At 69.8% G+C, this 21,490-nt stretch carries 20 protein-coding genes and 2 tRNA genes; 15 read left to right on the forward strand and 7 right to left on the reverse strand.

The window, feature by feature from the left end; genetic code table 11:
* Positions 1-170: 170 nt before the first annotated feature.
* Both ACIA73_RS17125 and ACIA73_RS17130 read left to right on the forward strand, forming a co-directional pair.
* The gene (locus ACIA73_RS17125) at positions 171-755 is read left to right on the forward strand and encodes a biotin transporter BioY (protein ID WP_399439321.1); all 585 of its coding nucleotides are present in this window, start codon (positions 171-173) and stop codon (positions 753-755) included.
* 8 nt (positions 756-763) lie between these two features.
* Positions 764-1,258: a GNAT family N-acetyltransferase gene (locus ACIA73_RS17130; RefSeq protein ID WP_399439322.1), complete on the forward strand. Its 495-nt coding sequence runs from the start codon at positions 764-766 to the stop codon at positions 1,256-1,258.
* Positions 1,259-1,346: 88 nt separating this feature from the next.
* On the opposite strand, the gene ACIA73_RS17135 is transcribed toward ACIA73_RS17130, so the two are convergent.
* A complete protein-coding gene (locus tag ACIA73_RS17135; protein WP_399439324.1) occupies positions 1,347-1,874 on the reverse strand; it encodes an LPXTG cell wall anchor domain-containing protein in 528 nt (175 codons plus the stop codon).
* Between the two features lie 409 nt (positions 1,875-2,283).
* On the opposite strand from ACIA73_RS17135, the gene ACIA73_RS17140 reads away from it, so the two are divergent.
* On the forward strand, positions 2,284-5,016 hold the full coding sequence (locus tag ACIA73_RS17140) for a protein kinase (RefSeq protein WP_399439325.1): 2,733 nt from the start codon (positions 2,284-2,286) through the stop codon (positions 5,014-5,016).
* Here ACIA73_RS17140 and ACIA73_RS17145 read toward each other — a convergent pair.
* On the reverse strand, positions 4,980-6,524 hold the full coding sequence (locus ACIA73_RS17145) for an amino acid permease (RefSeq protein ID WP_399439326.1): 1,545 nt from the start codon (positions 6,522-6,524) through the stop codon (positions 4,980-4,982). The genes ACIA73_RS17140 and ACIA73_RS17145 overlap by 37 nt on opposite strands.
* Before the next feature lie 225 nt (positions 6,525-6,749).
* Here ACIA73_RS17145 and ACIA73_RS17150 point away from each other — a divergent pair, with 225 nt between their 5' ends.
* Together ACIA73_RS17150 and ACIA73_RS17155 are read left to right on the forward strand one after the other, a co-directional pair.
* Positions 6,750-7,235, forward strand: coding sequence for a ribose-5-phosphate isomerase (locus ACIA73_RS17150; RefSeq protein WP_399439327.1), 486 nt, complete (start codon positions 6,750-6,752; stop codon positions 7,233-7,235).
* Between the two features lie 699 nt (positions 7,236-7,934).
* Entirely contained in the window at positions 7,935-8,744 is an 810-nt protein-coding gene (locus tag ACIA73_RS17155; RefSeq protein ID WP_399439328.1) for an Fpg/Nei family DNA glycosylase, read from the forward strand.
* A gap of 33 nt (positions 8,745-8,777) precedes the next feature.
* Here the strand turns inward: ACIA73_RS17155 and ACIA73_RS17160 are convergent, their stop codons facing one another.
* The gene (locus ACIA73_RS17160; protein WP_399439329.1) at positions 8,778-10,028 is read right to left on the reverse strand and encodes a GNAT family N-acetyltransferase; all 1,251 of its coding nucleotides are present in this window, start codon (positions 10,026-10,028) and stop codon (positions 8,778-8,780) included.
* A 105-nt stretch (positions 10,029-10,133) separates the two neighbouring features.
* Between ACIA73_RS17160 and ACIA73_RS17165 the strand changes: the two genes are divergently transcribed.
* A complete protein-coding gene (locus ACIA73_RS17165; protein WP_399439330.1) occupies positions 10,134-11,279 on the forward strand; it encodes a PP2C family protein-serine/threonine phosphatase in 1,146 nt (381 codons plus the stop codon).
* 119 nt (positions 11,280-11,398) lie between these two features.
* Here the strand turns inward: ACIA73_RS17165 and ACIA73_RS17170 are convergent, their stop codons facing one another.
* Positions 11,399-12,589 carry a cation:proton antiporter gene (locus tag ACIA73_RS17170; RefSeq protein ID WP_399439331.1) on the reverse strand — a complete coding sequence of 397 codons (1,191 nt, stop codon included), beginning with the start codon at positions 12,587-12,589 and terminating at the stop codon, positions 11,399-11,401.
* 540 nt (positions 12,590-13,129) lie between these two features.
* Here ACIA73_RS17170 and ACIA73_RS17175 point away from each other — a divergent pair.
* Positions 13,130-13,399, forward strand: a complete 270-nt coding sequence (locus tag ACIA73_RS17175) for a hypothetical protein (protein ID WP_399439332.1) — start codon at positions 13,130-13,132, stop codon at positions 13,397-13,399.
* On the opposite strand, the gene ACIA73_RS17180 is transcribed toward ACIA73_RS17175, so the two are convergent.
* Positions 13,396-14,628, reverse strand: a complete 1,233-nt coding sequence (locus tag ACIA73_RS17180) for an acyltransferase family protein (protein ID WP_399439333.1) — start codon at positions 14,626-14,628, stop codon at positions 13,396-13,398. The two genes, ACIA73_RS17175 and ACIA73_RS17180, sit on opposite strands and share 4 nt — an antisense overlap.
* Before the next feature lie 225 nt (positions 14,629-14,853).
* On the opposite strand from ACIA73_RS17180, the gene ACIA73_RS17185 reads away from it, so the two are divergent.
* Complete coding sequence (locus ACIA73_RS17185) at positions 14,854-15,048, forward strand: hypothetical protein (RefSeq protein WP_399439334.1); 195 nt, start codon at positions 14,854-14,856, stop codon at positions 15,046-15,048.
* 73 nt (positions 15,049-15,121) lie between these two features.
* Here ACIA73_RS17185 and ACIA73_RS17190 read toward each other — a convergent pair.
* Positions 15,122-15,195 (reverse strand) — tRNA-Gly (locus ACIA73_RS17190).
* A gap of 156 nt (positions 15,196-15,351) precedes the next feature.
* On the opposite strand from ACIA73_RS17190, the gene ACIA73_RS17195 reads away from it, so the two are divergent.
* From ACIA73_RS17195 to clpX, 7 genes are all read left to right on the forward strand, one after another.
* A tRNA-Pro gene (locus ACIA73_RS17195) sits at positions 15,352-15,428 on the forward strand.
* Positions 15,429-15,430: 2 nt separating this feature from the next.
* Complete coding sequence (locus tag ACIA73_RS17200) at positions 15,431-15,682, forward strand: hypothetical protein (RefSeq protein ID WP_399439336.1); 252 nt, start codon at positions 15,431-15,433, stop codon at positions 15,680-15,682.
* Positions 15,679-17,082: a trigger factor gene (gene tig / locus ACIA73_RS17205; protein ID WP_399439337.1), complete on the forward strand. Its 1,404-nt coding sequence runs from the start codon at positions 15,679-15,681 to the stop codon at positions 17,080-17,082. The genes ACIA73_RS17200 and tig overlap by 4 nt, the downstream gene beginning before the upstream one ends.
* Positions 17,083-17,115: 33 nt before the next feature.
* Positions 17,116-17,292 (forward strand): hypothetical protein, encoded by a 177-nt coding sequence (locus ACIA73_RS17210; protein WP_399439338.1) that lies wholly within the window; start codon positions 17,116-17,118, stop codon positions 17,290-17,292.
* Between the two features lie 173 nt (positions 17,293-17,465).
* Positions 17,466-18,071 (forward strand): ATP-dependent Clp protease proteolytic subunit, encoded by a 606-nt coding sequence (locus ACIA73_RS17215; protein ID WP_399439441.1) that lies wholly within the window; start codon positions 17,466-17,468, stop codon positions 18,069-18,071.
* Positions 18,072-18,121: 50 nt separating this feature from the next.
* On the forward strand, positions 18,122-18,802 hold the full coding sequence (locus ACIA73_RS17220) for an ATP-dependent Clp protease proteolytic subunit (protein WP_399439339.1): 681 nt from the start codon (positions 18,122-18,124) through the stop codon (positions 18,800-18,802).
* Between the two features lie 168 nt (positions 18,803-18,970).
* Positions 18,971-20,269 (forward strand): ATP-dependent Clp protease ATP-binding subunit ClpX, encoded by a 1,299-nt coding sequence (gene clpX / locus ACIA73_RS17225; protein WP_399439340.1) that lies wholly within the window; start codon positions 18,971-18,973, stop codon positions 20,267-20,269.
* Between the two features lie 177 nt (positions 20,270-20,446).
* Here clpX and ACIA73_RS17230 read toward each other — a convergent pair whose 3' ends face one another.
* Positions 20,447-21,406, reverse strand: coding sequence for a hypothetical protein (locus ACIA73_RS17230; RefSeq protein WP_399439341.1), 960 nt, complete (start codon positions 21,404-21,406; stop codon positions 20,447-20,449).
* Positions 21,407-21,490: the final 84 nt, after the last annotated feature.

Raw genomic sequence — 21,490 nt, forward strand, 5'->3', positions numbered from 1 at the left:
GACGCGCATCACGTCCCGCCGCCCGGACCTCGCACCCTTTGTGTGAAGTCCACCAATCCCCTGTTCCAGGCTTTGTCGGCGTCCTAGGGTGAGCGGGCGACGGCCCCTGGGCTAACGTCGCCATGTCCCTGACTGCCCTCCACTTACCCCTCTCTTCCCGCGGAGTCCCGATGAGCACTGCTGCCGTCCCCACGCGCCCCGGCGCGGTCCTTGCCGACCTGCTTCCGGCCACTCGGGTGCGCACCCTCGCACTCGTCACCGGAGGCGCGGCGCTCACCGGCCTCGCGGCCCAGATAGCACTCCCGGTGCCGGGCTCCCCGGTCCCGGTCACCGGCCAGACCTTCGCCGCCCTGCTGGTCGGCGCCACCCTCGGCGCCCGCAACGGCTTCCTGTCGCTCGCCCTGTACGCGCTGGTGGGCATGGCCGGAATGCCGTGGTTCCAGTCCGGTACGTCCGGTCCCGGCGGCGCCTCCTTCGGCTACGTCATCGGCATGCTGCTGGCCGCCACCGCCGTCGGCGCCCTCGCCCGCCGCGGCGGCGACCGCTCGGTGCTGCGCACCGCGGGCACCATGGCCGTCGGCTCCGCGATCATCTACGCGGTCGGCGTCCCCTACCTGATGGCCGTCACCGGCATGAACCTCACCGCCGCCCTCGCCGCCGGTGTCGTCCCCTTCCTGATCGGCGACGCCCTCAAGGCCGCCCTGGCGATGGGCGCCCTGCCCGCCGCCTGGAAGCTCGCGGGCCGCAAGGGCTGAGCCGCCCGATGCCCGGCACCGACGTGAACATTCCCGACGCGACCAGCACCGACCGCCTCGGCCGCACCGTCGTCCTCGACGAGATCGACGACACCAACTGGCGTGCCGTCGCCGACATCGCGCCCGCCGACGACCAGCGCCGCTTCGTCGCCGCACTCGCCGCCCGCTATCTGCTGCTCTCGATGCGCGGCGGGGAGTGGAACTCGCTCGCGGTGCGGGCCGGTGACGAGATCGTCGGCCATGTCATGTGGGCGTACGACGACGAGGACGGCACCCACTGGATCGGCGGGATGGTCGTCGCCGCCGGGCAACAGGGCGGCGGAGTGGGGCGCGCGGCCATGCACGCGCTGATCCGCAGGCTGCGCGCGCTCCCCGAGTGCCGCGAGATCCGGCTCTCGTACGACCCGGCGAACGCGCCCGCCGCCGCGCTGTACGCGTCGCTCGGCTTCAGGCCGACCGGCGAGTTCGAGGACACGGAGATCGTGGTCGCGCTGAGCGCCTAGCGCGAGGGTGTCCGTTACGCCGCAGGGGTCGTCCCGAGGAGCTCAGCTCCTCGGGACGACCCCTGCGCCATGCCGGTGACCCCCTCTTTCAGTGCTGCTTCACGGAGCGCTCGCGCCTGCTCCACCAGAAGCCCGCGCCGCCCGCCGCGAGCAGCAGCGCACCGGCCACGCCGAGTGGCAGGGCGTCCGAGCCGACACCGGTGCGCGGCAGGCCCGGGGGCTTGCTGGTGCCGGGGGCGGGAGCGGGTGAGTCGGGCCCGAGCGGGACGTTGGCGGTGTTGAGGAGGAGCGGGGTGTCAGGTGCGTTCGGCGTCGGCTTGCTGGTGCCGAAGTCGACCGGGCCCTGCTGCCAGAGGAGCTTCTCGCTGGTGCCCTCGGTGACCGGCAGGCAGATCTTTCCCTGCTTCTTCAGGTCGAAGGTCGCGTCCACGTCGTACGACTTGGACTTGCCCGCCGCGAGGTCCGCGAGGATGCAGGCGTACCCGCTGTTGGACCCCTTCGGCAGCCTGGCCGCCGGGACCTGCACACAGCCAGGGACGGCGCCGACCTTCAGACCGTCGAAGCCGACGACGGCGAGGGTGATCGGACCGGTGGCCTTTGTGCCCTTGTTGGCCACGGTCGCGGTGATTTTTGTCTTTCCGGTTTTGTTGTCGACTGAAATCTTTGTGGGAAGTTCCGTCGAGATCTTCAGGTCGGCGGGAGCGCTGGGGCCGGGGGTACCGCCCTGAGTGCTTCCGGGTGTGGGATCGGCGGCGAACGCGCCGTAAGGAAGTATCAGGACAGACGCTGCCGCTACCGCCAGACAAGATCCCGCACGCCTGCCGACGATCTCTTTCCCGATCTTTTCGAGCATTTCCCAGCCCCCTTATTCTGAACAGCGTCAGCCGGCCCTTTTTCCGGACAGCGCCAGCTGTACATGCAGGAGTACCACAAGATTGCGTCCAACTGTGATGCAATGGTGGGAAGTTAATGCTTCTGTCCTGGTCGCAGCCGGTTCACAGCAGATGCTGAGGAGGGGGACGGGGATGCCGGGATTTACGAGTGGCGGGGTGCAGGGGTTATTGATCGCCGGTCGTTACCGGCTGGGGGAGACGATAGGCCAGGGTGGCATGGGGCGGGTGTGGCGTGCGTATGACGAGATACTCGACCGCTCCGTCGCCGTAAAGGAAATGCGTGTCGACGGATTGGATGCAGAGGACAATCGAATTCGCCGCGAAAGGACTTTGCGGGAAGCGCGGGCCACAGCACGTATAGACCACCCGAATGTAGTGCGGGTTTACGACGTCGCCGACGAGGGCGAGCGGTTGTGGATCGTGATGGAACTGGTGGATTCACGCTCCCTGGAGCAACTGCTGGTGGAGAACGGCCCGGTCTCGCCGCGCGAGGCGGCCCGGATCGGGCTCGGGGTGACGGCCGCGCTGCGCGAGGTCCATGCGCGGGGAGTGCTGCACCGTGACATCAAGCCCGGCAACGTCCTCCTCGGCCGAGGCAACGACCGTGTCGTCCTCACGGACTTCGGCATCGCCGCCATCCAGAACACCACGGCGCTGACCATCGTCGGCATGCTGGTCGGCTCACCGGACTACATGGCCCCCGAGCGGGTCGGCGGCCGGCCCCAGGGCGCCCCTTCCGACCTGTGGTCACTGGGCGCCACACTGTGCGCGGCGGTCGCGGGCACCTCTCCCTTCACCCGCCCCACCACCATGGCCACCCTGCACGCGGTGCTGTACGAGGAGCCGGAACTCCCGCCGGAGGCCGCCGAGTTGACCCCGTTGCTGGCCGCCCTGCTGGCCAAGGAGCCGGAGTCCAGGCCGACGGTGGACGCGCTCTACGAGTCGTTGCAGGCGCTGGTGAGCCCGGCGCGGACTCCGACGTTGGTGGAGCCGGTGGGGCCTGTGGGGCCTGAGGCCGGTCGTGATGTGGGTACTTCGCCGGAGGGTACGGAGGCGGAGGCGCCGACGGAAGCCGGGGCGCCGGGGCCCGAGCCGACGAGGGGGGAGTCGCCTGCCGGGCCGGCTGGTGAGGTGTCCGGTGAAGCGGCTGCGATTGCTCCCGAGCCCGAGCCGACGCCGGAATCGGAACCCGAACCCGAACCCGAAGCCGAAGCCCACGGCCCCACCGTCACCGGGACACCCAGGCGCTCGGGCACGGCCGAACTCCGGGCTCCGGCCGGACGGCCCGCGAGCCCCGCCGAACCGGATGCGGCGGCCGACCCGAGGGCCTGGCCACCCGCGCCGGAGCCCGAACCGGAGGCCCGGGCACAGGTGGAGCGTTCGGCGACGGTACGGGAGCCCCGGCCGCATCCCGCGACGGAGGTCCGGCGGGGCTCCGTACCGGAGGAAAGCAAGCAGGAGCCCCCACCCGAGCCCCCACCCGAGCCCCCGCAGGAGCCCGTACGGGAGAGCGCCCCCGACTCGGCCGCGCCCGATCCCGTACGTGCGGACGCAGCCGGTCCCGTGCCGGAAGCCGTACCCGAGCCGCCTGCCTCCCGGCGCAAGCGAGGGCGCGGGGTCCGGTTCGGCCGCAGGGGTGGCGCGCGGCCTCCCGAGGACTCGGTCCCGGAGGGTTACGCGGCCACCGTCGTACCCACTCCCGTGCCCCTGCCCACCACCCCCGCGACCAGCCCCCAGGAGGAGACCCCCGAGCCGTCACCGGACGAGTCCTCGGCCGCCGCGCCGGCGCCGCCGCGCACCCCGACGGAGGTCAGCAGCCCGCTCCCGGGCGCCACCGAGCCCGCCCCTCGGACCCCACAGGCCCCTGAAGTCACCGGCGTTGCCGAGACCCCTGAGACGCCTGCGGCCTCTGAAGCCCCCGAGATTCCCGAAGCTCCCGAGCCCGTCGAGGAATCCGCTGATCCACTCGGAACCAGCACCTCCACCTCCGACACCGGTACGCACATCCCGGACGCGGACGCGGGCGTCGCCACCGCCGAGCCCCCGCTCACCGTCGCCGGAACAACGCACCCGGACCTCGCCGCCGACCCACCCGGCACAGGCACCCCCGGCACAGGCACCCCCGACACCGGTACCCCTGCCACAGGCATTCCGGCCGCCGACCCCCGTACCGCCGAGGCCACTTCCCCCGAGGCCACTTCCCCCGAAGCCGCACCCCCCGAGACCTTCCTCCACGCACCCACTCCCACCCCGGACACCCCCCACCACCGCGCCCGAGCCCGCACCCGGGTTCTCGCTGTCGTTGCCGGTGGGGTCGGTATCGCCGTGGTGGCGACGATCGTCGTGGTGCTCACGCAGGGGGCGGACCCGGGGAGGAAGGGCAGCGCGAACACCACCCTGCCGCCCACCGTCGCCGGGACGGCCCGGCCGCCCACCACCGCGGTCCTGCCCGGCAGCCGGAACGAGACCGGGTTCGCCTGGGTGCCCCCGTCCGGCTGGACCCGCAGCGCGAAGAGCCCCTCCAACGTGCACTACCACTCGCCCAACGGCACACAGGAGATCGCCGCCTCGTACTCATTGGCACGAGGCGGCGATCTCTTGAAGCAGTGGGAACAGTTCGAGGCCGACTCCCACGACGTGTTGGGCTACGCCAAGATCCGGCTGGAGCGGACCACCTTCCAGGGCAGGCCCGCCATCATCTGGGAGTACTACTTCACCCAGTCCGACCGGCCCTGGCAGGCCCGCCAGATCGGCTTCAACGCGGGCGGCAAGTCGTACCAGCTCAATGTCTGGTTCGAGAAGACCGCCCGCGACGAGGCCTTCGGCAACTACGAGCGGGTGACCGACTCGTTCGTGGCACTCTGATCCGGTACGGCGGCGGAGGCGGACGGCAGCGTGCCGTTCCGCTTCTGCACGACCTCGCGGACCAGCGCGAAACCGACCACCAGCGCGGCCACCAGCAGCGACAGCAGCACCTGGGTGCGGCCGGCGTCATCGGTCAGCATGTAGACCAGCACGAACGAGATCATCGCGATCGTCGCCCAGGTCAGGTACGGGAAGAGCCACATCTTCACGACCAGCTTGGACGGGTCCTCGCGCAGAATCATCCCGCGCATCCGCAGCTGGGTGAAGCAGATGACCAGCCACACGAACAGCGCGACCGCGCCCGAGGAGTTCAGCAGGAACTGGAAGACCGTGTCCGGCCACATGTAGTTGAAGAACACGGCGACGAAGCCGAAGACGACCGAGGAGAGGATCGCGATCTGCGGCACGCCCCCCTTGCTCACCCTGGTGAAGCTGCGCGGCGCGTCACCGCGCTGGCCGAGCGAGAAAGCCATCCGGGAGGCCGTGTAGAGGCCCGAGTTGAGGCAGGACAGCACGGCCGTCAGCACGATCACGTTCATGATCTGGCCGGCGTGCGGGATGCCGATCGAGTTCAGGGCCGCGACGTACGAACCGCCCTCGGCGACGATCGACTTGTCGTTCCACGGCAGCAGCGTCAGCACGACGAAGATCGAGCCGAGGTAGAAGATGCCGATGCGCCAGATGACGCTGTTGGTGGCCTTGGTGACGGCACGCTGCGGGTCCTGGGACTCACCGGCGGCCAGAGTGACGATCTCCGATCCCATGAACGAGAAGACGACCATCAGTACGCCGGTCAGGATCGCCCCGTACCCATGGGGGAAGAAGCCCCCGGTGTCCGTCAGATGCGCGAATCCGGTGCCGGGGTTGTCCGAGCCGGGCAGGATCCCGAAGACCGCCAGCAGACCGATCACGACGAACGCGCCGATCGCGACGACCTTGATCCCCGCGAACCAGAACTCGAACTCGCCGTACGACGCGACCGAGGCGAGGTTGGTGGCCGTCAGCACCAGCATGACGATCAGGGCCCAGCCCCACTGCGGCACCGCCGGTATCCAGCCTTCGAGGATCTTCGCACCCGCGGTCGCCTCGACGGCCAGCACCACGACCCAGAAGAACCAGTACAGCCAGCCGATCGAGAACCCGGCCCACCGGCCGAGCGCCTGGTCCGCGTACGCCGAGAACGAGCCCGACGACGGCCGGGCGGCAGCCATCTCACCGAGCATCCGCATCACGAACACGACCATCGCGCCGACCAGGGCGTACGAGAGCAGGATCGCCGGACCCGCGGCGGCGATACCCGCACCGGAGCCGACGAACAGACCGGCGCCGATGACGCCGCCGATCGCGATCATGGAGAGGTGCCGGTTCTTCAGACCGGCCTGAAGGCCGCCGCTGTCGTTCGCGCCGTTCGAGCCGTTCGCTGTGGAGCCCGCGCCCCCGGGGTTACCGGGGCTGCCGGGCCCTCTGTCCTTCTCGGCCTTCTTCGCCTGAGTCGGCTGCGCGCTCATGCAGAATCCTCATTCGTCCATCGTTCGGGCACGTCATCGGGCCCCAGGGGTCCTGACGCTCGGGTTGCGAGCCCCCGCATTCAAGCCGAGCCCCGGACGAATCGGAAGGGACGATTCCGGATCGTTGTACGGACGAAGGTCCGGGGCTTCGGTCCCGGACGACGGGGGACCAAGGTCCTTACCCCGGTCCTGCCTACCCGGCGTCCCGCATGCCACACTTCGACCATGCGCGTGTACCTCGGTTCCGACCATGCCGGATACGAACTCAAGAACCACCTCGTCGAGTGGCTCAAGGCCCACGGCCACGACCCCGTCGACTGTGGTCCCCACATCTACGACGCCCAGGACGACTACCCGCCGTTCTGCCTCCGCGCCGCCGAGAAGACGGCCGCGGACCCTGACTCGCTGGGCATTGTGATCGGCGGCTCCGGCAACGGGGAGCAGATCGCCGCGAACAAGGTCAAGGGTGTACGGGCCGCCCTCGCCTGGAGCGAGCAGACGGCGGCGCTCGGCCGCGAGCACAACAACGCGAACGTTCTCTCCGTCGGTGGGCGGATGCACACGGAGGCCGAGGCGACCAAGTTCGTCGAGATCTTCCTCTCGACGCCGTACTCGAACGAGCCCCGTCACACCCGCCGCATCGAGATGCTCTCCACCTACGAATCCACCGGCGCCCTCCCGCCCATCCCCCCACACCACCCCCAGAACTAACCTCCCGGCTGGGGCGGGCCGCCTCCCTGCCCGCCACTCCTGGTAGCCCGCTGGGGCGACGGGGCCGCCCCCTCCTCCCGTTACCCCCGCCCGCTTGGGCGGCGGGGCCGCCCCCTCCTCCCGTTACCCCCGCCCGCTTGGGCGGCGGGGCCGCCCCCCGGGGGCGGAACGGGCGGGCAAGGGGGCGGCCCCCGACGGAGTCGCACCCTTGCCGTCCCGGCCCACCCCGGCACCGCTCCCACCCCGGAGCGTCGGCCCGCTGCGCGGGGCTTCACCCCACCCCGCCCCTTCCCGAAACTGGGGGCGAGCCCCCAGACCCCGGCGAGGTGGCGGGCCCTCCAGGGGTGGGTGGGTGAGTGGCAGGTGAGTGGGGGGCTGGTCGCGCAGTTCCCCGCGCCCCTGAAGGGGCGCCAGGCGCCTCCAAGGAGCTGGGAAGGGAGCCCGCGCAAGGGAGCCGCCCCGTGCGAACACCCCGCGCAGGCCCATGCGTACACCCCGAGTCCCGGGGCCCGCGCAGGCCCATGCGTACACCCCGAGTCCCGGGGCCCGCGCAGGCCCATGCGTACACCCCGAGTCCCGGGGCCCGCGCAGGCCCACGCGTACGATCTCGCGTCCCGGGACCCGCGCAGGCCAATCCGTACGACCCCGCGTCCCGGTGGACGGCAAACCCCCGCCCCCCACACCCCCCGGAGCCCCTCAGTGCCCGAAGGCCACACCATCCACCGCCTCGCGGCAGACCACCTGGCCCTCTTCTCCGGTACCCGTCCCCACCCCACCAGCCCCCAGGGCCGCTTCGCCGAGTCCGCCGCCCTCCTCACCGGCAAGGTGATGCACACCGCCGAAGCCCACGGCAAGCACCTCTTCCTCGGTTTCGAGGGCGACACCTGGATCCACATCCACCTCGGCCTCTTCGGCAAGTACGCCCTCGGCGACACCCCCGCCCCGCCGCCCACCGACACCATCCGCCTGCGGCTGCTCACCCCGACCGCGTACGCCGACCTCCGCGGCCCCACCACCTGCGCCCTGATCACCGACGCCGAGAAGCAGGCCGTCCACGACCGTCTCGGCCCGGACCCGCTGCGCGACGATGCGGACTCCGACCGCGCGTTCCGGCGCATCCAGCGTTCCCGTACGACGATCGCCGCCCTCCTGATGGACCAGAAGATCGTCGCCGGCGTCGGCAACGTCTACCGCGCCGAAGTCCTCTTCCGGCACGGCATCGACCCGTACACCCCGGGCAAGGACCTCCGGGCCGCCCAGTGGCAGGCGCTCTGGGACGACCTCGTCGCCCTCATGCGCGAAGGCGTCCGGAACAACCGGATCGACACCGTCCGCCCGGAACACACCCCTGAGGCGATGGGCCGCCCGCCCCGCAAGGACGACCACGGCGGCGAGGTCTACGTCTACCGCCGCGCCGCCATGCCCTGCCTGCTGTGCGACACCGAGATCCGCACCGCCGACCTCGCCGCCCGCAACCTCTTCTGGTGCCCCACCTGCCAGAAGAGCTGAGCCGCACCCGCGGACAGGCCCTCGGAACAACCCTCAGAACTTGTGCGGCAGCCTCGGCGCCACCTCCGACCCGAACGCCGTCGACACCTCCCGCACCACCCCCTCGCGCAGCTCCCGCACCCGCCCGGCCGCCGCCAGCGACACCAGGGACACCCCGCCGAGATAGGCCGCCCCCAACTCCCTTACCGACAGAGCCACTTCGGCCGCGTCCGCGGTCCGCACGCACACCGCGCCCTTGGCGTCGCCGGTCAGCCGCCAACGCCCCTCGTTCCACGGGCAGAAGGCATCCTCGACCTCGAACACCACATCCACCGGCGTCCGGTACGTCCGCGCCTCCAGCGCCGCCCCCACGTCCACCAGACGTACGTGCAACGCGTCGCGGGTGGTGGGCAGACAGCGCCGTACGTCGGAGACCAGGTGCTGCCAGGCATCGTCGAGAGGCCGCTCCCGGACCGTCAGCGCCGACGTCAGGTCGAGGTCGAAGAGGAAGCGCCACAGGGCGGCGTACGTCTGCGGGGCCCGCTCACCGGGCAGCACCTCCAGGTCCGTCAGCTGCACCTCCCCGTCCGCCCCGGCCGGACCCCAGTCCGGCTTCACCCGGTAGCGGGCGAAGCCGAGCGCCCGCCCCTGGCCGTCCTCGGCCAGCACGCACTGGAGCGCGGACGCCCCGTCCCGCCCCGTCTCCGGGTCCGCCAGCAGGGCCCGGTCCCAGCCGGGCTGCCGCGCCAGCATCCCGGGCCGCTCGAAGACCGCCCGCGCGTAGATCTCCTCGCACGTCCGGTGGACGGCCTCGTCGGTCACCTGCGCATACCGCAGTCGTACGGCGTCCGTACCGTCCGGTACGGACAGGGACACCCGGGTGGTGTCGATCCGCGCCATGAGCTCGAAGGCGCCTGTGCCGTAACCGAACCGGCCGTAGATCACCGGCTCCGAAGCGGTGAGCACCGCGACGGCCTCACCACGCGCCCGTACGTCGTCCAACTGGCGGCGCATCATCGAGGTGAGGATCCCGCGGCGGCGGTGCGTCGCGGCCACGCTGACCATGGTCAGACCTGCCGTGGGCAGCAACGCGCCCCCGGGGACAGACAGTTGGAAGCTGATGTTGCTCGCGGTGCCGACGCAGAGGTCGCCGTCCCACGCCCCCAGCGAGCGGTCGAACTCCGTCAGACCGCGCCACAGATCCTGCATCTCCCGGGACGTGGCGACCCCGCCGAAGGCCGTTTCCAGTGGCCCGAACCAGGTGTCCCAGTCACTCTCGTCCGGCACTCGCAATTCCGTAGTCATATGCCCTGCCTATCAGCGGCCTGCGGCACAATCCACCCCATTCGAACGCGATGTCATAGGGGTCCCCCTGCGAGGAAGCCGTGCGGGTCGGTAGGGTCCACGACGATGGGCCAAGCCGTGGGAGTCGCCTCGTTCTCGGCCCGGCTGCGCAAGTGGGCGCACCGGGTCCGCGGTGGGCTGCGCCGCAGCGGGGTCGACTACTTCCGGGGAGACGGCTCGGACTGGATCGCGCTGGCGGCCCTGATGCTGACCGTGCCGGCCATCGCGCTGGGGACGGTGCTGACACCGGTGTGGTGCGCCCCGTCGATGCTGGTGCTGCCGATCGTCGCCGGGGGACTGCTGCTGCGCCCGGCCAGCCTGCTCGGTCTGTACGCCGCCGCCGCGACCGCGCTGATCATCGAGTCCGTCGTGCTGGGTCCCTACACCCAGGGCCCGGCCAGAGTCACTCCCGGCACCGTCCTCACGGTGGCCGCCTGTGGGTTCTTCGGGCTGGTCATCGCCCAGTTCCGGGCCAGGGTCGGGGTTCCGTGGCGGCGCGGCGGCACCATGCTCTTCGACCTCCGCGAACGCATCCGGGTGCAGAGCGCGCTTCCCGCGCTCCCCAAGGGCTGGCACAGCGAGATGTCGCTGCGCCCGGCCGGCGGTCAGTCCTTCTCCGGCGACTTCGTGGTCGCGGCCCGCACCGGCGACGGTGGACGCACCCTCGAAGTCGTCCTCACCGACGTCTCGGGCAAGGGCATGGACGCGGGCTCCCGCGCCCTCCTCCTCTCCGGCGCCTTCGGTGGCCTCCTGGGCTCACTCCCGCCCCACGACTTCCTCCCCGCCGCCAACGGCTACCTCCTGCGCCAGGACTGGGACGAGGGCTTCGCCACCTCCATCCACCTCGTCCTCGACCTGGAAACCGGCGAGTACGAACTCCTCTCCGCCGGCCACCTCCCCGCCCTCCAGCTCCACGCGGGCAGCGGCCGCTGGGAGGAGAAATCCGGCGAAGGCCCCCTCCTCGGTGTCTACGACGGCGCCGAATTCGACCCCGCCAAGGGTGTCCTGGCCCCCGGTGACGTCCTCATGCTCTTCACCGACGGCCTGGTGGAGGCCCCCGGCCGAGATCTCAGCGAGGGTGTCGACCGCCTGACGGGGGAGGCCGACCGCTATGTGGCCGCCGGCTTCGAGGGCGCCGCCTGGCACCTCATCGAGGCGGTCGCCAAGGACGTCAACGACGACCGGGCCCTCCTCCTGCTCTGCCGGGGCTGACCCTCCGGCACACACCCTCGGCCCCACCCCGCACAACCCCACCCCGCACAACCCCCACCCCGCACAACAACGGGGCGGCGGGAGCGCGGAACCCCCACCGCCCCGGACGCCGGGAGCCCCTAGACCCCCGCCCGCTTCTTCTCGGGCACCTCCACCGCCAGGGCCGGTTCCCCGCGCCCCGCCGGCAGCACTTTCGCCAGCCACTGCGACTTCCCCGCCGCCATCGGCCCCAGCACCGCCAGCACCAGCACATATCCGGCGATGAACGGCGACAGCCGCTCGTCGAGCCCGGCCCCGGCGGCCATCGTCGCCAGGATCAGCGCGAACTCGCCCCGCGCCAGCAGCGTTGTGGCCACATTGGCCGACGGCTGCGCCCCGAACCCGTAGATCCGCCCGGCGACCATCCCCGCCACCACATTCATCACCAGCGTCACCGCGACCGCGATCAGCACCGGACCCCACACCACGAGCAGGTCCCCGGGGTCGATCGACAGCCCGAACGCGAAGAAGAAGATCGCCCCGAACGCGTCCCGCAGCGGGTGCACCAGCTCGGTGATCCGCTTCCCGGACGACGTACTGCCGAGCATCAGGCCGACCATGAACGCGCCGATCGCGTCCGCCACCCCGAACCACTCGGAGACCCCGGCCACGAAGACCGCCATGCCGAGGAAGGAGATGACCAGGAGTTCGTTGTCCTTGGTGCCGATCAGCCGCCCGATCGCCTTCGTCCCGAACCGCGCCGCCAGCGCGAGCAGCAGCAGGAAGCCGAAGGCCTTGCCCGCGTCCACCGCCGCCGCCGCCAGGCTGTCCGCCCCGGACAGGATCGGCTGCAACGCGGCCAGGTAGAGCGCCAGGAAGATGTCCTCGACCACGATGATCCCGAGGATCGGCCTGGTCTCCGGATTCCCGATCCGTCCCAGGTCGACCAGCACCTTGGTGACGATCGCCGACGACGAGATGCCGAGGACACCGGCCAGTACCAGCGCCTCCGCCGTTCCCCAGCCCAGCGCGAGCCCGAAGCCGAACCCGGCCCCGACGTTCAGCAGGAGGTACGCGCCCCCGGCGAACGCCATCCTGCGTCCGCCCTTCTTGAGGTCGTCCAGGTGGAATTCGAGGCCGAGGTAGAAGAGCAGCAGGACCAGACCCAGCGCGGAGAGCATCTCCAGGTCGTGCGGGTCCTTCAGAAGTACGAAACCAGGGGTGTGCGGGCCGAGCAGGATCCCGGCCAGGATGAACAGAGGGATGGTCGGCAGGCCGATCCGGCCGCCGAGCCGGGCAAGTACGGCGGCGGCGAGAAAGGCGCCGCCCATGGCTATGAGGGTGTCCGCGTGTCCGATGGGCCCGCTCCTCCTACTAAGAATGGTCAAGGGTGCGTCAAGAAAGCATCAGTAATTAGTTTACCGAACGATTTACGTTGCAACAGGGCCACCCCTGTCGGCCCCCGTGCGGGGGCGGTGCCAGGTGCGCCCATGACGGGGTGGGTGAACGGCTCAAAAACCCCTCCGTCGCGGAGCGGATCTCCGCAACGACCGGCCGCGGAGATCCTCAACACGGCCGGAAAACGGGGGAGTTGGCATGTCGACACGCAAGGCTTCCCGAAGAGACACCCTGGGCGCCCTCGCAGGAGCCGCCCTCCGGCCGGACACCGCCCACCCCTCAGGGCGCCCCCGGCCGCTCCACCCGCGACGGCCGCTCCATCCGCGACGGCTGCCCCATCCGCGACGGCCCTGGCCCCCACCTCAAGCCCGGCCGACCTTCCCCGGCCACCCGGTCGCCGTCGGGAACTCCCCACCCACACCTCGGGCCTCGACACCGCCGTGCTCGGCGTCGGATGCGCCGATCCCGAGGGCGTGCCCAGCACCGAGGACTACCTCCGTACCGGCCTGCTCACCCGCTCACCCTGGACCGCCGCGAAGGCCGCCCGCTGCTCCTCAAGGACGGCGATCTGCCCGGCTTTCGCCACCCACACGGTCCTGCTGACCGCACTCCTCGGCCGGCCGCTGACCGCTCTCGTACGCCGCCTGCGCCAGCCCGCGCACGACACCCGGGCCGCCCCCGCGCCCCCCGGAGCTGCCACCCCCATCCCGTACAACCTGGTCGGCCGGACCCCCTCCGGCTAGTTCCCCCCGGCGGCAGGAGGCATCGGAGCCTTCTGCTGCCCCACCTTCCCGGAACCGACGACGGCAGCCGGCCCGGCACCCTCCGGCGCCCCGGCCTCCGGCGCCCTCGACTCCGGCACCTTCTGGAACAGCCACTTCAGATCCGGCTCCGCCACCGGCTTCAGCACCCGCCGCACCGGCGGCGTGCACAGCACCGTCACCACCGCCACCGCCGCCACCGTCAGTGCGACGCGGCCCAGCGGCGTATCCAGCTGGTACTCCTTCACCAGCCCGCTGTTCTCGAACCACTTCACCACGAACCCGTGCAGCAGATAGCCGCCGATCGTGCCCGCACCCAGCGCCGTGAACCACATCCGCCGCCTGGGCACCCACGCCAGGAAACAGGCGATCAGTACCATGGCCGCGCCGAACATGGCGTACGACATCAGCACGCCCAGCCACCAGGGCTGCTGCATGCTCTGCGACGAACTGTTGCGGTACACCCAGCCCAACTGCACCTTCGGCACTGCCCAGTACAGGAACGCCAGCGAGACGGCGAAGACCGGAACGGCCGCCCACCGCACCGACCACCGCTGCACCAGCCGGAAGTGCTCGGGACGCAGATACAGACCCAGTACGAAGAACGGCAGGAACTGCAGCACCCGCTGCGCCGACAGCTGTCCGCCGATGCCCGGCGTCGCCGCGGCGGCCGCCGCGATCAGCAGCGAGATCTGCACCGGCCACCGGATCGCCAGGAACAACGGAGTCAGCAGCCGCCACACGAACAGCGCCATCAGGAACCACATCAGGAACCAGGGCGACAGCAGATGCACCGAGATCGGCTCGTCCTTCATCACGCCGAAGAACACCGCGTACGCCGTCTGAAAGACCACATAGGGCACGGCCACACTTGAAACGAGCCGCCGCAACTTGTGCGGACGCATGTCGAACGACCGCGAGAAATAGCCAGAGATCAGCACGAAGGCCGGCATGTGGAAGACGTACACCAGCATGTACAGCGCCTCGGTCGCCCGGCTTCCCTGGAGAACCATCGGCCAGGTGTGGCCGATCGCGACCAGCACGATCGCCAGGTACTTCGCGTTGTCGAAGTACGCGTCGCGGCCCGCCGCCGCCCCCTGCGCGGGCGTCACCGGCTTGGACCTGCCCGGCCGCAGCGGCCGGAGCGGGGGAACGGCCTCCCGCACCGGCGGCAGTGGTGTGCTCTGGGGCTCACGGTGTTCCTGAAGCATTCGACGCACCCTAGTGGCGCTGTCCCGGCCGTGCCACCCTCCGACAGCAGCTTCGGCTCATACACCCCTTGTGACCCCTGTGGCCACTGGTGCGATTCAGCCATCAACTGTCCGTCACCCGGCGGTCAGCGGTGGGGTGTTGGTGGCACGATGGTGCGGCGGGGGAAGCACTGGGCCGTGTATCCCCGGGCCGGCAAAACGGACCGACCAAGGGTGTGATCAGTTGTGGCCATTTCGCTGTCAGTGGTGCTGTTGTTGGCAGTTGTCCTCGTAGTCCTGATACGGGGCAAGAGCCTGAAGGCGGGACCGGCGCTGGTAGCCGTGCTCTTCGGCTTCTTCCTCGCCTCCACCGGCATGGCCGACGACATCCAGCGCTTCCTCAACTCCATAGCCAGCACCCTCAACTCCATCAGCTTCTGACAACTTCCGAGGCCCGGTGCGCACGAAGAAACCCCCGGCCCGGCGAGCGAACTCACCGGACCGGGGGCCATTTTGGAGCGGGCGACGGGAATCGAACCCGCGTAGCTAGTTTGGAAGACTAGGGCTCTACCATTGAGCTACGCCCGCACAAGTACCCCGCGGACGCCGAAGCGAGTGGGGTACGGACAGCACTGTAGCGGGTGACAGCGCATCGATGCACACCCCGTTTCCGGTGGGAGCGTCACGAGGCCGTAAAGCGGCCGATGCGGGGCCGTGGGGCATGTACCCTACGTGTCGCACCGACGGGGTGTGGCGCAGCTTGGTAGCGCGTCCGCTTTGGGAGCGGAAGGTCGTCGGTTCGAATCCGGCCACCCCGACCAGCATGTCCTCGACCGCACGTCCTGCCGGCCTTTTCCCGCAGGTACGCGCGGATCGCGCGCGAGGCGCCCACGGGCCGCTCACGAGCAAGATCGCGCAGATCACCCACAAGATCGCATTGTGGGAGCACGTCCGCTTGCAGTTACTATGCAAGCTGCGTGCCCGTGTGTCTGATACCGGGCCCGATCAGCAGGACCGCACACTGAGCGGTTCGGCAGAACCCCAGAAGTCAGCCACCAAGGAGACCGAACCGTGAAGAGCGCCGTGGAGACCCTGAACCCGACCCGGGTTCGGCTCAGCATTGAGGTGCCCTTCGAGGAGCTCAAGGACAGCCTCGACGCGGCGTACAAGAAGATCAACCAGCAGGTCACGGTGAAGGGCTTCCGCAAGGGGAAGATCCCGAACCGAGTCATCGACCAGCGGTTCGGCCGTGGCGCTGTTCTGGAGGAGGCCGTCAACGACGCCCTCCCGAAGTTCTACACCGAGGCCGTCAACGAGGGTGAGCTGAACCCGCTGGGTCAGCCCGAGGTGGACATCACGGAGCTGAAGGACGGCGAACTGCTGGCCTTCACCGCCGAGGTCGACATCCGCCCGTCGATCGAGATCCCGGACTACTCCGGCATCGAGGTCGAGGTCGACGCCGTCACCGTCTCCGACGAGGACGTCGAGAAGGCTGTCGAGGACCTGCGTGGTCGCTTCGCCTCCACCAACCCGGTGGAGCGCGCCGCAGAAGACGGCGATGTCGTCACGATCGACCTTGAGGCCAAGGTCGACGGCGAAGTTCTTGAGGACGGCGTGGCCGAGGGTGTCTCGTACACCATCGGTTCCGGCGAGCTCCTCGAAGGCATCGACGAGGCCGTGAAGGGCCTGGAGGCCGGTGGCGAGGCCACCTTCACCTCCCAGCTCAAGGGCGGCTCCGCCGAGGGCAAGGACGCGGAGGTCTCCGTCAAGGTGACCGCCGTCGCGGCCCGTGAACTCCCCGAGCTGGACGATGACTTCGCCCAGATGGCGTCGGAGTTCGACACGCTGGAGGAGCTGAAGGCGGACAGCCGCAAGCGCCTTGAGAACATGAAGCAGTACGACCAGGCCACCCAGGCCCAGGAGCGCGTGCTCGACAAGCTCATCGAGCTCGTCGAGGTCCCGATCCCGGAGAACCTGCTCGCGGACGAGGTCAAGACCCGCAAGCACAACCTGGAGCACCACCAGCTCGGCCAGATGGGCATCGACCTCGCGAAGTACCTGGAGATCCAGGGCAAGACCGAGGAAGAGTTCGACGCCGAGACCGCCGAGCAGGCGATCAAGGGCATCAAGACCCAGTTCATCCTCGACGAACTGGTCAACAAGGAGAAGCTGAACGTCAACCAGGAGGAGCTCACCGAGCACCTCATGCGTCGCGCCCAGTCCTCCGGCATGTCCCCCGACCAGTTCGCCCAGGCCGTCGTCGAGGGTGGCCAGGTGCCGATGCTCGTCGGCGAGGTCGCCCGCGGCAAGGCGCTCGCCGTGGTCGTCGAGGCCGTCACGGTCAAGGACACCAACGGTGAGCTCGTCGAGCTCGACGACGACGAGGACGAGGTCTCGGACGAGACCCCGGCCGACGCCGCCGCCGAGTCCGCCGAGGACGAGACCAAGGACGCCGTCGAGGCCGAGGCCAAGTAAGGCTCAGCCTTCCGGGCCCCAGCTTTCCGGTATGTGACGACGGGCCCGGACGCACTCGCTGCGTCCGGGCCCGTCGTCGTACCCGGGCGGCCCGTCGTCGTACCCGGGCGGCCCGTCGTCGTACCCGGGCGGCCCGTCGTCGTACCCGGGCGGCCCGTCGCCGTACCCCTGGAGGGGACCCGCGCCCCCTCGTCCCGTACGTACACCTGAGCCCACCACCTTGCGCTCCGAGCGAACAGTTCGGGAAGCGGGATGGCGTTGTCCTACCTGCGCGTTAGGGTCCATGAGTAGGCGGGTTGGGTGGGATACCCGACCCCCCGTACAAAGACGCTGAGACGGCCGGAGCCGTCAGAGACGAGCAGGTGGAATACGTGACGAATCTGATGCCCTACGCCGCCGGCGAGCAGTTCCTCGGTGGAGGCCTCGGCGACCAGGTCTACAGCCGACTGCTTGGCGAGCGCATCATCTTCCTCGGCCAGCAGGTCGACGACGACATTGCGAACAAGATCACGGCGCAGCTCCTCCTCCTGGCCGCCGAGCCGGAGAAGGACATCTACCTCTACATCAACAGCCCCGGCGGCTCGGTGACAGCCGGCATGGCGGTCTACGACACCATGCAGTACATCCCGAACGACGTGGTCACCATCGGCATGGGAATGGCGGCCTCGATGGGCCAGTTCCTGCTTACCGGCGGCGCCACCGGCAAGCGCTACGCGCTGCCGAACACCGACATCCTGATGCACCAGGGTTCGGCCGGCATCGGCGGTACGGCCTCGGACATCAAGATCCAGGCCGAGTACCTGCTGCGTACCAAGAAGCGCATGGCGGAGATCACCGCCCTGCACTCCGGCCAGACCGTCGAGACGATCATCCGCGACGGCGACCGCGACCGCTGGTACACCGCTGAGGAGGCCAAGGAGTACGGCCTCATCGACGAGATCATCTCCGCTGCTTCGGGTGTTCCGGGCGGCGGCGGCACCGGGGCCTGAGCCCTAGCGCGCCACTGCTCCGTAACCCAGCCCAGAAGAACGCCACCAGGATGGTGAACACCCACATGAGCAACTTCTCCGCCCCTGCCAACGGCCTGTACACGGGTCCGCAGGTGGACAACCGCTACATCGTCCCGCGCTTCGTCGAGCGCACCTCGCAGGGCGTACGCGAGTACGACCCGTACGCGAAGCTCTTCGAGGAGCGCGTGATCTTCCTCGGTGTGCAGATCGACGACGCGTCCGCCAACGACGTCATGGCGCAGCTGCTGTGCCTGGAGTCGATGGACCCCGACCGCGACATCTCGGTCTACATCAACAGCCCCGGCGGCTCGATGACCGCGCTGACGGCCATCTACGACACGATGCAGTTCGTGAAGCCGGACATCCAGACGGTCTGCATGGGCCAGGCCGCCTCGGCCGCCGCCGTCCTGCTCGCCGCGGGTACGCCGGGCAAGCGCATGGCGCTTCCCAACGCCCGCGTGCTGATCCACCAGCCGTCCGGCGGCACCGGCCGTGAGCAGCTCTCCGACCTGGAGATCGCGGCCAACGAGATCATGCGCATGCGTGCCCAGCTGGAAGACATGCTGGCCAAGCACTCGACGACGCCGATCGAGAAGATCCGCGACGACATCGAGCGCGACAAGATCCTCACCGCCGACGACGCCCTGGCGTACGGCCTGGTGGACCAGATCGTCTCCACCCGCAAGACCACGGCAGCGGCTGCGGCCTGAAGTCCCGGCTCGTGAAGTAACCGGTCCTGCCCACCCCTTGGCACGGTGCACGTCCTTGTGAACCGTGCCAAGGGGGGCCCGAACGGGGGGTCAGGCAAGGTACCGTCGAAGATTGAGGCACCAGGAGTCGCTGCACCCGGCGGCTCCCAGGCGAAGGGGATTCACCTCGTGGCACGCATCGGTGACGGCGGAGACCTGCTCAAGTGCTCGTTCTGCGGAAAGAGCCAGAAGCAGGTGAAGAAGCTCATCGCAGGTCCCGGTGTGTACATCTGCGACGAGTGCATCGATCTCTGCAACGAGATCATCGAGGAGGAGCTCGCCGAGACCAGCGAGGTCCGCTGGGAGGAACTCCCCAAGCCTCGTGAGATCTACGAGTTCCTTGAGGGGTACGTCGTCGGGCAGGAGCCCGCGAAGAAGGCTCTCTCGGTGGCGGTCTACAACCACTACAAGCGCGTCCAGGCCGGCGAGAACGGCGGCGGGGCCTCCCGCGAGGACGCGATCGAGCTCGCCAAGTCCAACATCCTGCTGCTCGGCCCGACCGGCTCCGGCAAGACCCTGCTCGCGCAGACCCTGGCCCGGATGCTGAACGTGCCGTTCGCCATCGCGGACGCGACCGCCCTCACCGAGGCCGGTTACGTCGGCGAGGACGTCGAGAACATCCTGCTGAAGCTGATTCAGGCGGCGGACTACGACGTCAAGAAGGCCGAGACCGGCATCATCTACATCGACGAGATCGACAAGGTGGCTCGTAAGAGCGAAAACCCGTCGATCACGCGCGATGTGTCGGGCGAGGGCGTCCAGCAGGCACTGCTGAAGATCCTGGAAGGCACCACGGCCTCCGTTCCGCCGCAGGGCGGGCGCAAGCACCCGCACCAGGAGTTCATCCAGATCGACACCACGAATGTGCTGTTCATCGTGGGCGGCGCGTTCTCCGGTCTGGAGAAGATCATCGAGTCGCGGGCGGGTGCCAAGGGCATCGGCTTCGGCGCGACGATCCGCTCCAAGCGGGAGATCCAGGCGAGCGACCAGTTCTCCGAGATCATGCCGGAGGACCTGGTGAAGTTCGGGATGATCCCGGAGTTCATCGGCCGCCTCCCGGTGATCACCTCGGTGCACAACCTGGACCGCGAAGCGCTCCTGAAGATCCTCGTCGAGCCGCGCAACGCACTGGTGAAGCAGTACCAGAAGCTGTTCGAACTCGACGGCGTTGAGCTGGACTTCGACCTCCCGGCCCTCGAAGCCATCGCCGACCAGGCGATCCTGCGCGGCACGGGCGCGCGTGGTCTGCGGGCCATCATGGAGGAGGTCCTCCAGTCGGTGATGTACGAGGTCCCGTCGCGCAAGGACGTCGCCCGCGTGGTCATCACCGAGGAGGTCGTCCACTCCAACGTGAACCCGACGCTGGTGCCGCGCGAGCCGCGGATCATCGGCAAGAGCGAGGGCGGGCGGCACGAGAAGTCGGCGTAGCTGCTCGGCGCAGCCGCACGTCGTACGGGAGGGGGGGGGGGGGGGGGGGGCGGGGGGGGGGCCCCCCCCCCCCCCCCCCCCCCCCCCCCGCCGCCCCCCCCGCCCGCCCCCGCCGCCCCCCGCGCGCGGCCCCCCCCCCCCCCCCCCCCCCCCCCCCCCCTCCCGTACTGCCGCCGGTTACTTGACCGGCACGCGCGAAGCCGTACGGAACTGGCTGGCGAGGGCCGCCGCTTCCTCCAGCGAGTAGCTCTTCTGCTGCATCACGAGAGCCGGGTCGTTCGCGGCGACGTAACCCAGGGTGCTGTGGTCGACCCAGATGCAGAAGGGCGTCTTCACGGACTTGGCCGGGGAGCCGGGCAGGCTGGGCATGGACACCTTGGTGTAGCGGCAGCGCATGATGCCGTTGTCGAAGCCGTCCGGTGACATCTCCTGCGCAGGGCCGTCGAATTCGACCTTGAGTCCGCTCTCGGACGACTTCTGCGCGCTCTTCTCCTGCTCCGCGAACATGGCGTCGATGGTGACCTTGGGGTCCTTGATCTCGCCGTAGATGCCACTGAGGCTGACGGACTTGGACGTCTTCGCGTCCGTCCCGGTGGAGTAGCTGCCGGCCTCGGACTTGGCGTTGGTGATACCCATCGCAGCGAGCTGCTGGTTGTCCTTCTGCGTCAGCGAGTTCTTGCCTGCGTCGCCCTGGGTGGGCTGCTTCTTGTACTCACCCACGGTCTCAGGAAGCGCGAGCTTGTGCGGGCCGTCGTCCGAACCGCCGCCGATGAGGAAGTACGCCCCCGCGCCCGCCGCCGCGACGACCACCACCGCGAGGCCCACGATCAGGCCGGTCTTCTTCTTTTTCGGGGGCTCGCCGCCGCCCGGGTAAGGCTGCTGGCCGCCCGGGTAGCCCGGCTGCTGGCCGTACTGGGGCTGCTGCGGCTGGCCGTACGGCGGCTGCTGGCCGTAGGCGGGCTGCTGGGGCTGTTGCGGGTAGCCGTACTGCGGCTGGGCCGGCGGGGCCTGCTGGGGGTAGCCGTAACCGGGCTGGCCCTGCGGCGGCTGCTGGCCGTAGGGGGCGGGCTGGCCGCCGTACGGGTTCGGCTGCTGCGGCTGCTGGCCGCCGTACGGGCCGGGCTGGTTGTAGCTCATGTGCCGGGTTCCCCCTCCAGATGCTTATGCGTCGCGAACATCCTGTCGGACGCCTGCGGCGGGAAGGCGCCCGGGGGCTGCACT

This window comes from Streptomyces sp. NPDC051561 (assembly GCF_044454195.1).
GTDB lineage: Bacteria > Actinomycetota > Actinomycetes > Streptomycetales > Streptomycetaceae > Streptomyces.

Excerpts from the sequence above, each read along its gene's own strand:
- ACIA73_RS17125 (WP_399439321.1), top strand. The coding sequence starts at position 171 with ATGAGCACTGCTGCCGTCCCCACGCGCCCCGGCGCGGTCCTTGCCGAC.
- ACIA73_RS17130 (WP_399439322.1), top strand. The coding sequence starts at position 764 with ATGCCCGGCACCGACGTGAACATTCCCGACGCGACCAGCACCGACCGC.
- ACIA73_RS17140 (WP_399439325.1), top strand. The coding sequence starts at position 2,284 with ATGCCGGGATTTACGAGTGGCGGGGTGCAGGGGTTATTGATCGCCGGT.
- ACIA73_RS17145 (WP_399439326.1), bottom strand. The coding sequence starts at position 6,524 with ATGAGCGCGCAGCCGACTCAGGCGAAGAAGGCCGAGAAGGACAGAGGG.
- ACIA73_RS17150 (WP_399439327.1), top strand. The coding sequence starts at position 6,750 with ATGCGCGTGTACCTCGGTTCCGACCATGCCGGATACGAACTCAAGAAC.
- ACIA73_RS17160 (WP_399439329.1), bottom strand. The coding sequence starts at position 10,028 with ATGACTACGGAATTGCGAGTGCCGGACGAGAGTGACTGGGACACCTGG.
- ACIA73_RS17165 (WP_399439330.1), top strand. The coding sequence starts at position 10,134 with ATGGGCCAAGCCGTGGGAGTCGCCTCGTTCTCGGCCCGGCTGCGCAAG.
- ACIA73_RS17170 (WP_399439331.1), bottom strand. The coding sequence starts at position 12,589 with ATGGGCGGCGCCTTTCTCGCCGCCGCCGTACTTGCCCGGCTCGGCGGC.
- ACIA73_RS17180 (WP_399439333.1), bottom strand. The coding sequence starts at position 14,628 with ATGCTTCAGGAACACCGTGAGCCCCAGAGCACACCACTGCCGCCGGTG.
- ACIA73_RS17200 (WP_399439336.1), top strand. The coding sequence starts at position 15,431 with ATGTCCTCGACCGCACGTCCTGCCGGCCTTTTCCCGCAGGTACGCGCG.
- ACIA73_RS17215 (WP_399439441.1), top strand. The coding sequence starts at position 17,466 with ATGCCCTACGCCGCCGGCGAGCAGTTCCTCGGTGGAGGCCTCGGCGAC.
- ACIA73_RS17220 (WP_399439339.1), top strand. The coding sequence starts at position 18,122 with ATGGTGAACACCCACATGAGCAACTTCTCCGCCCCTGCCAACGGCCTG.
- ACIA73_RS17230 (WP_399439341.1), bottom strand. The coding sequence starts at position 21,406 with ATGAGCTACAACCAGCCCGGCCCGTACGGCGGCCAGCAGCCGCAGCAG.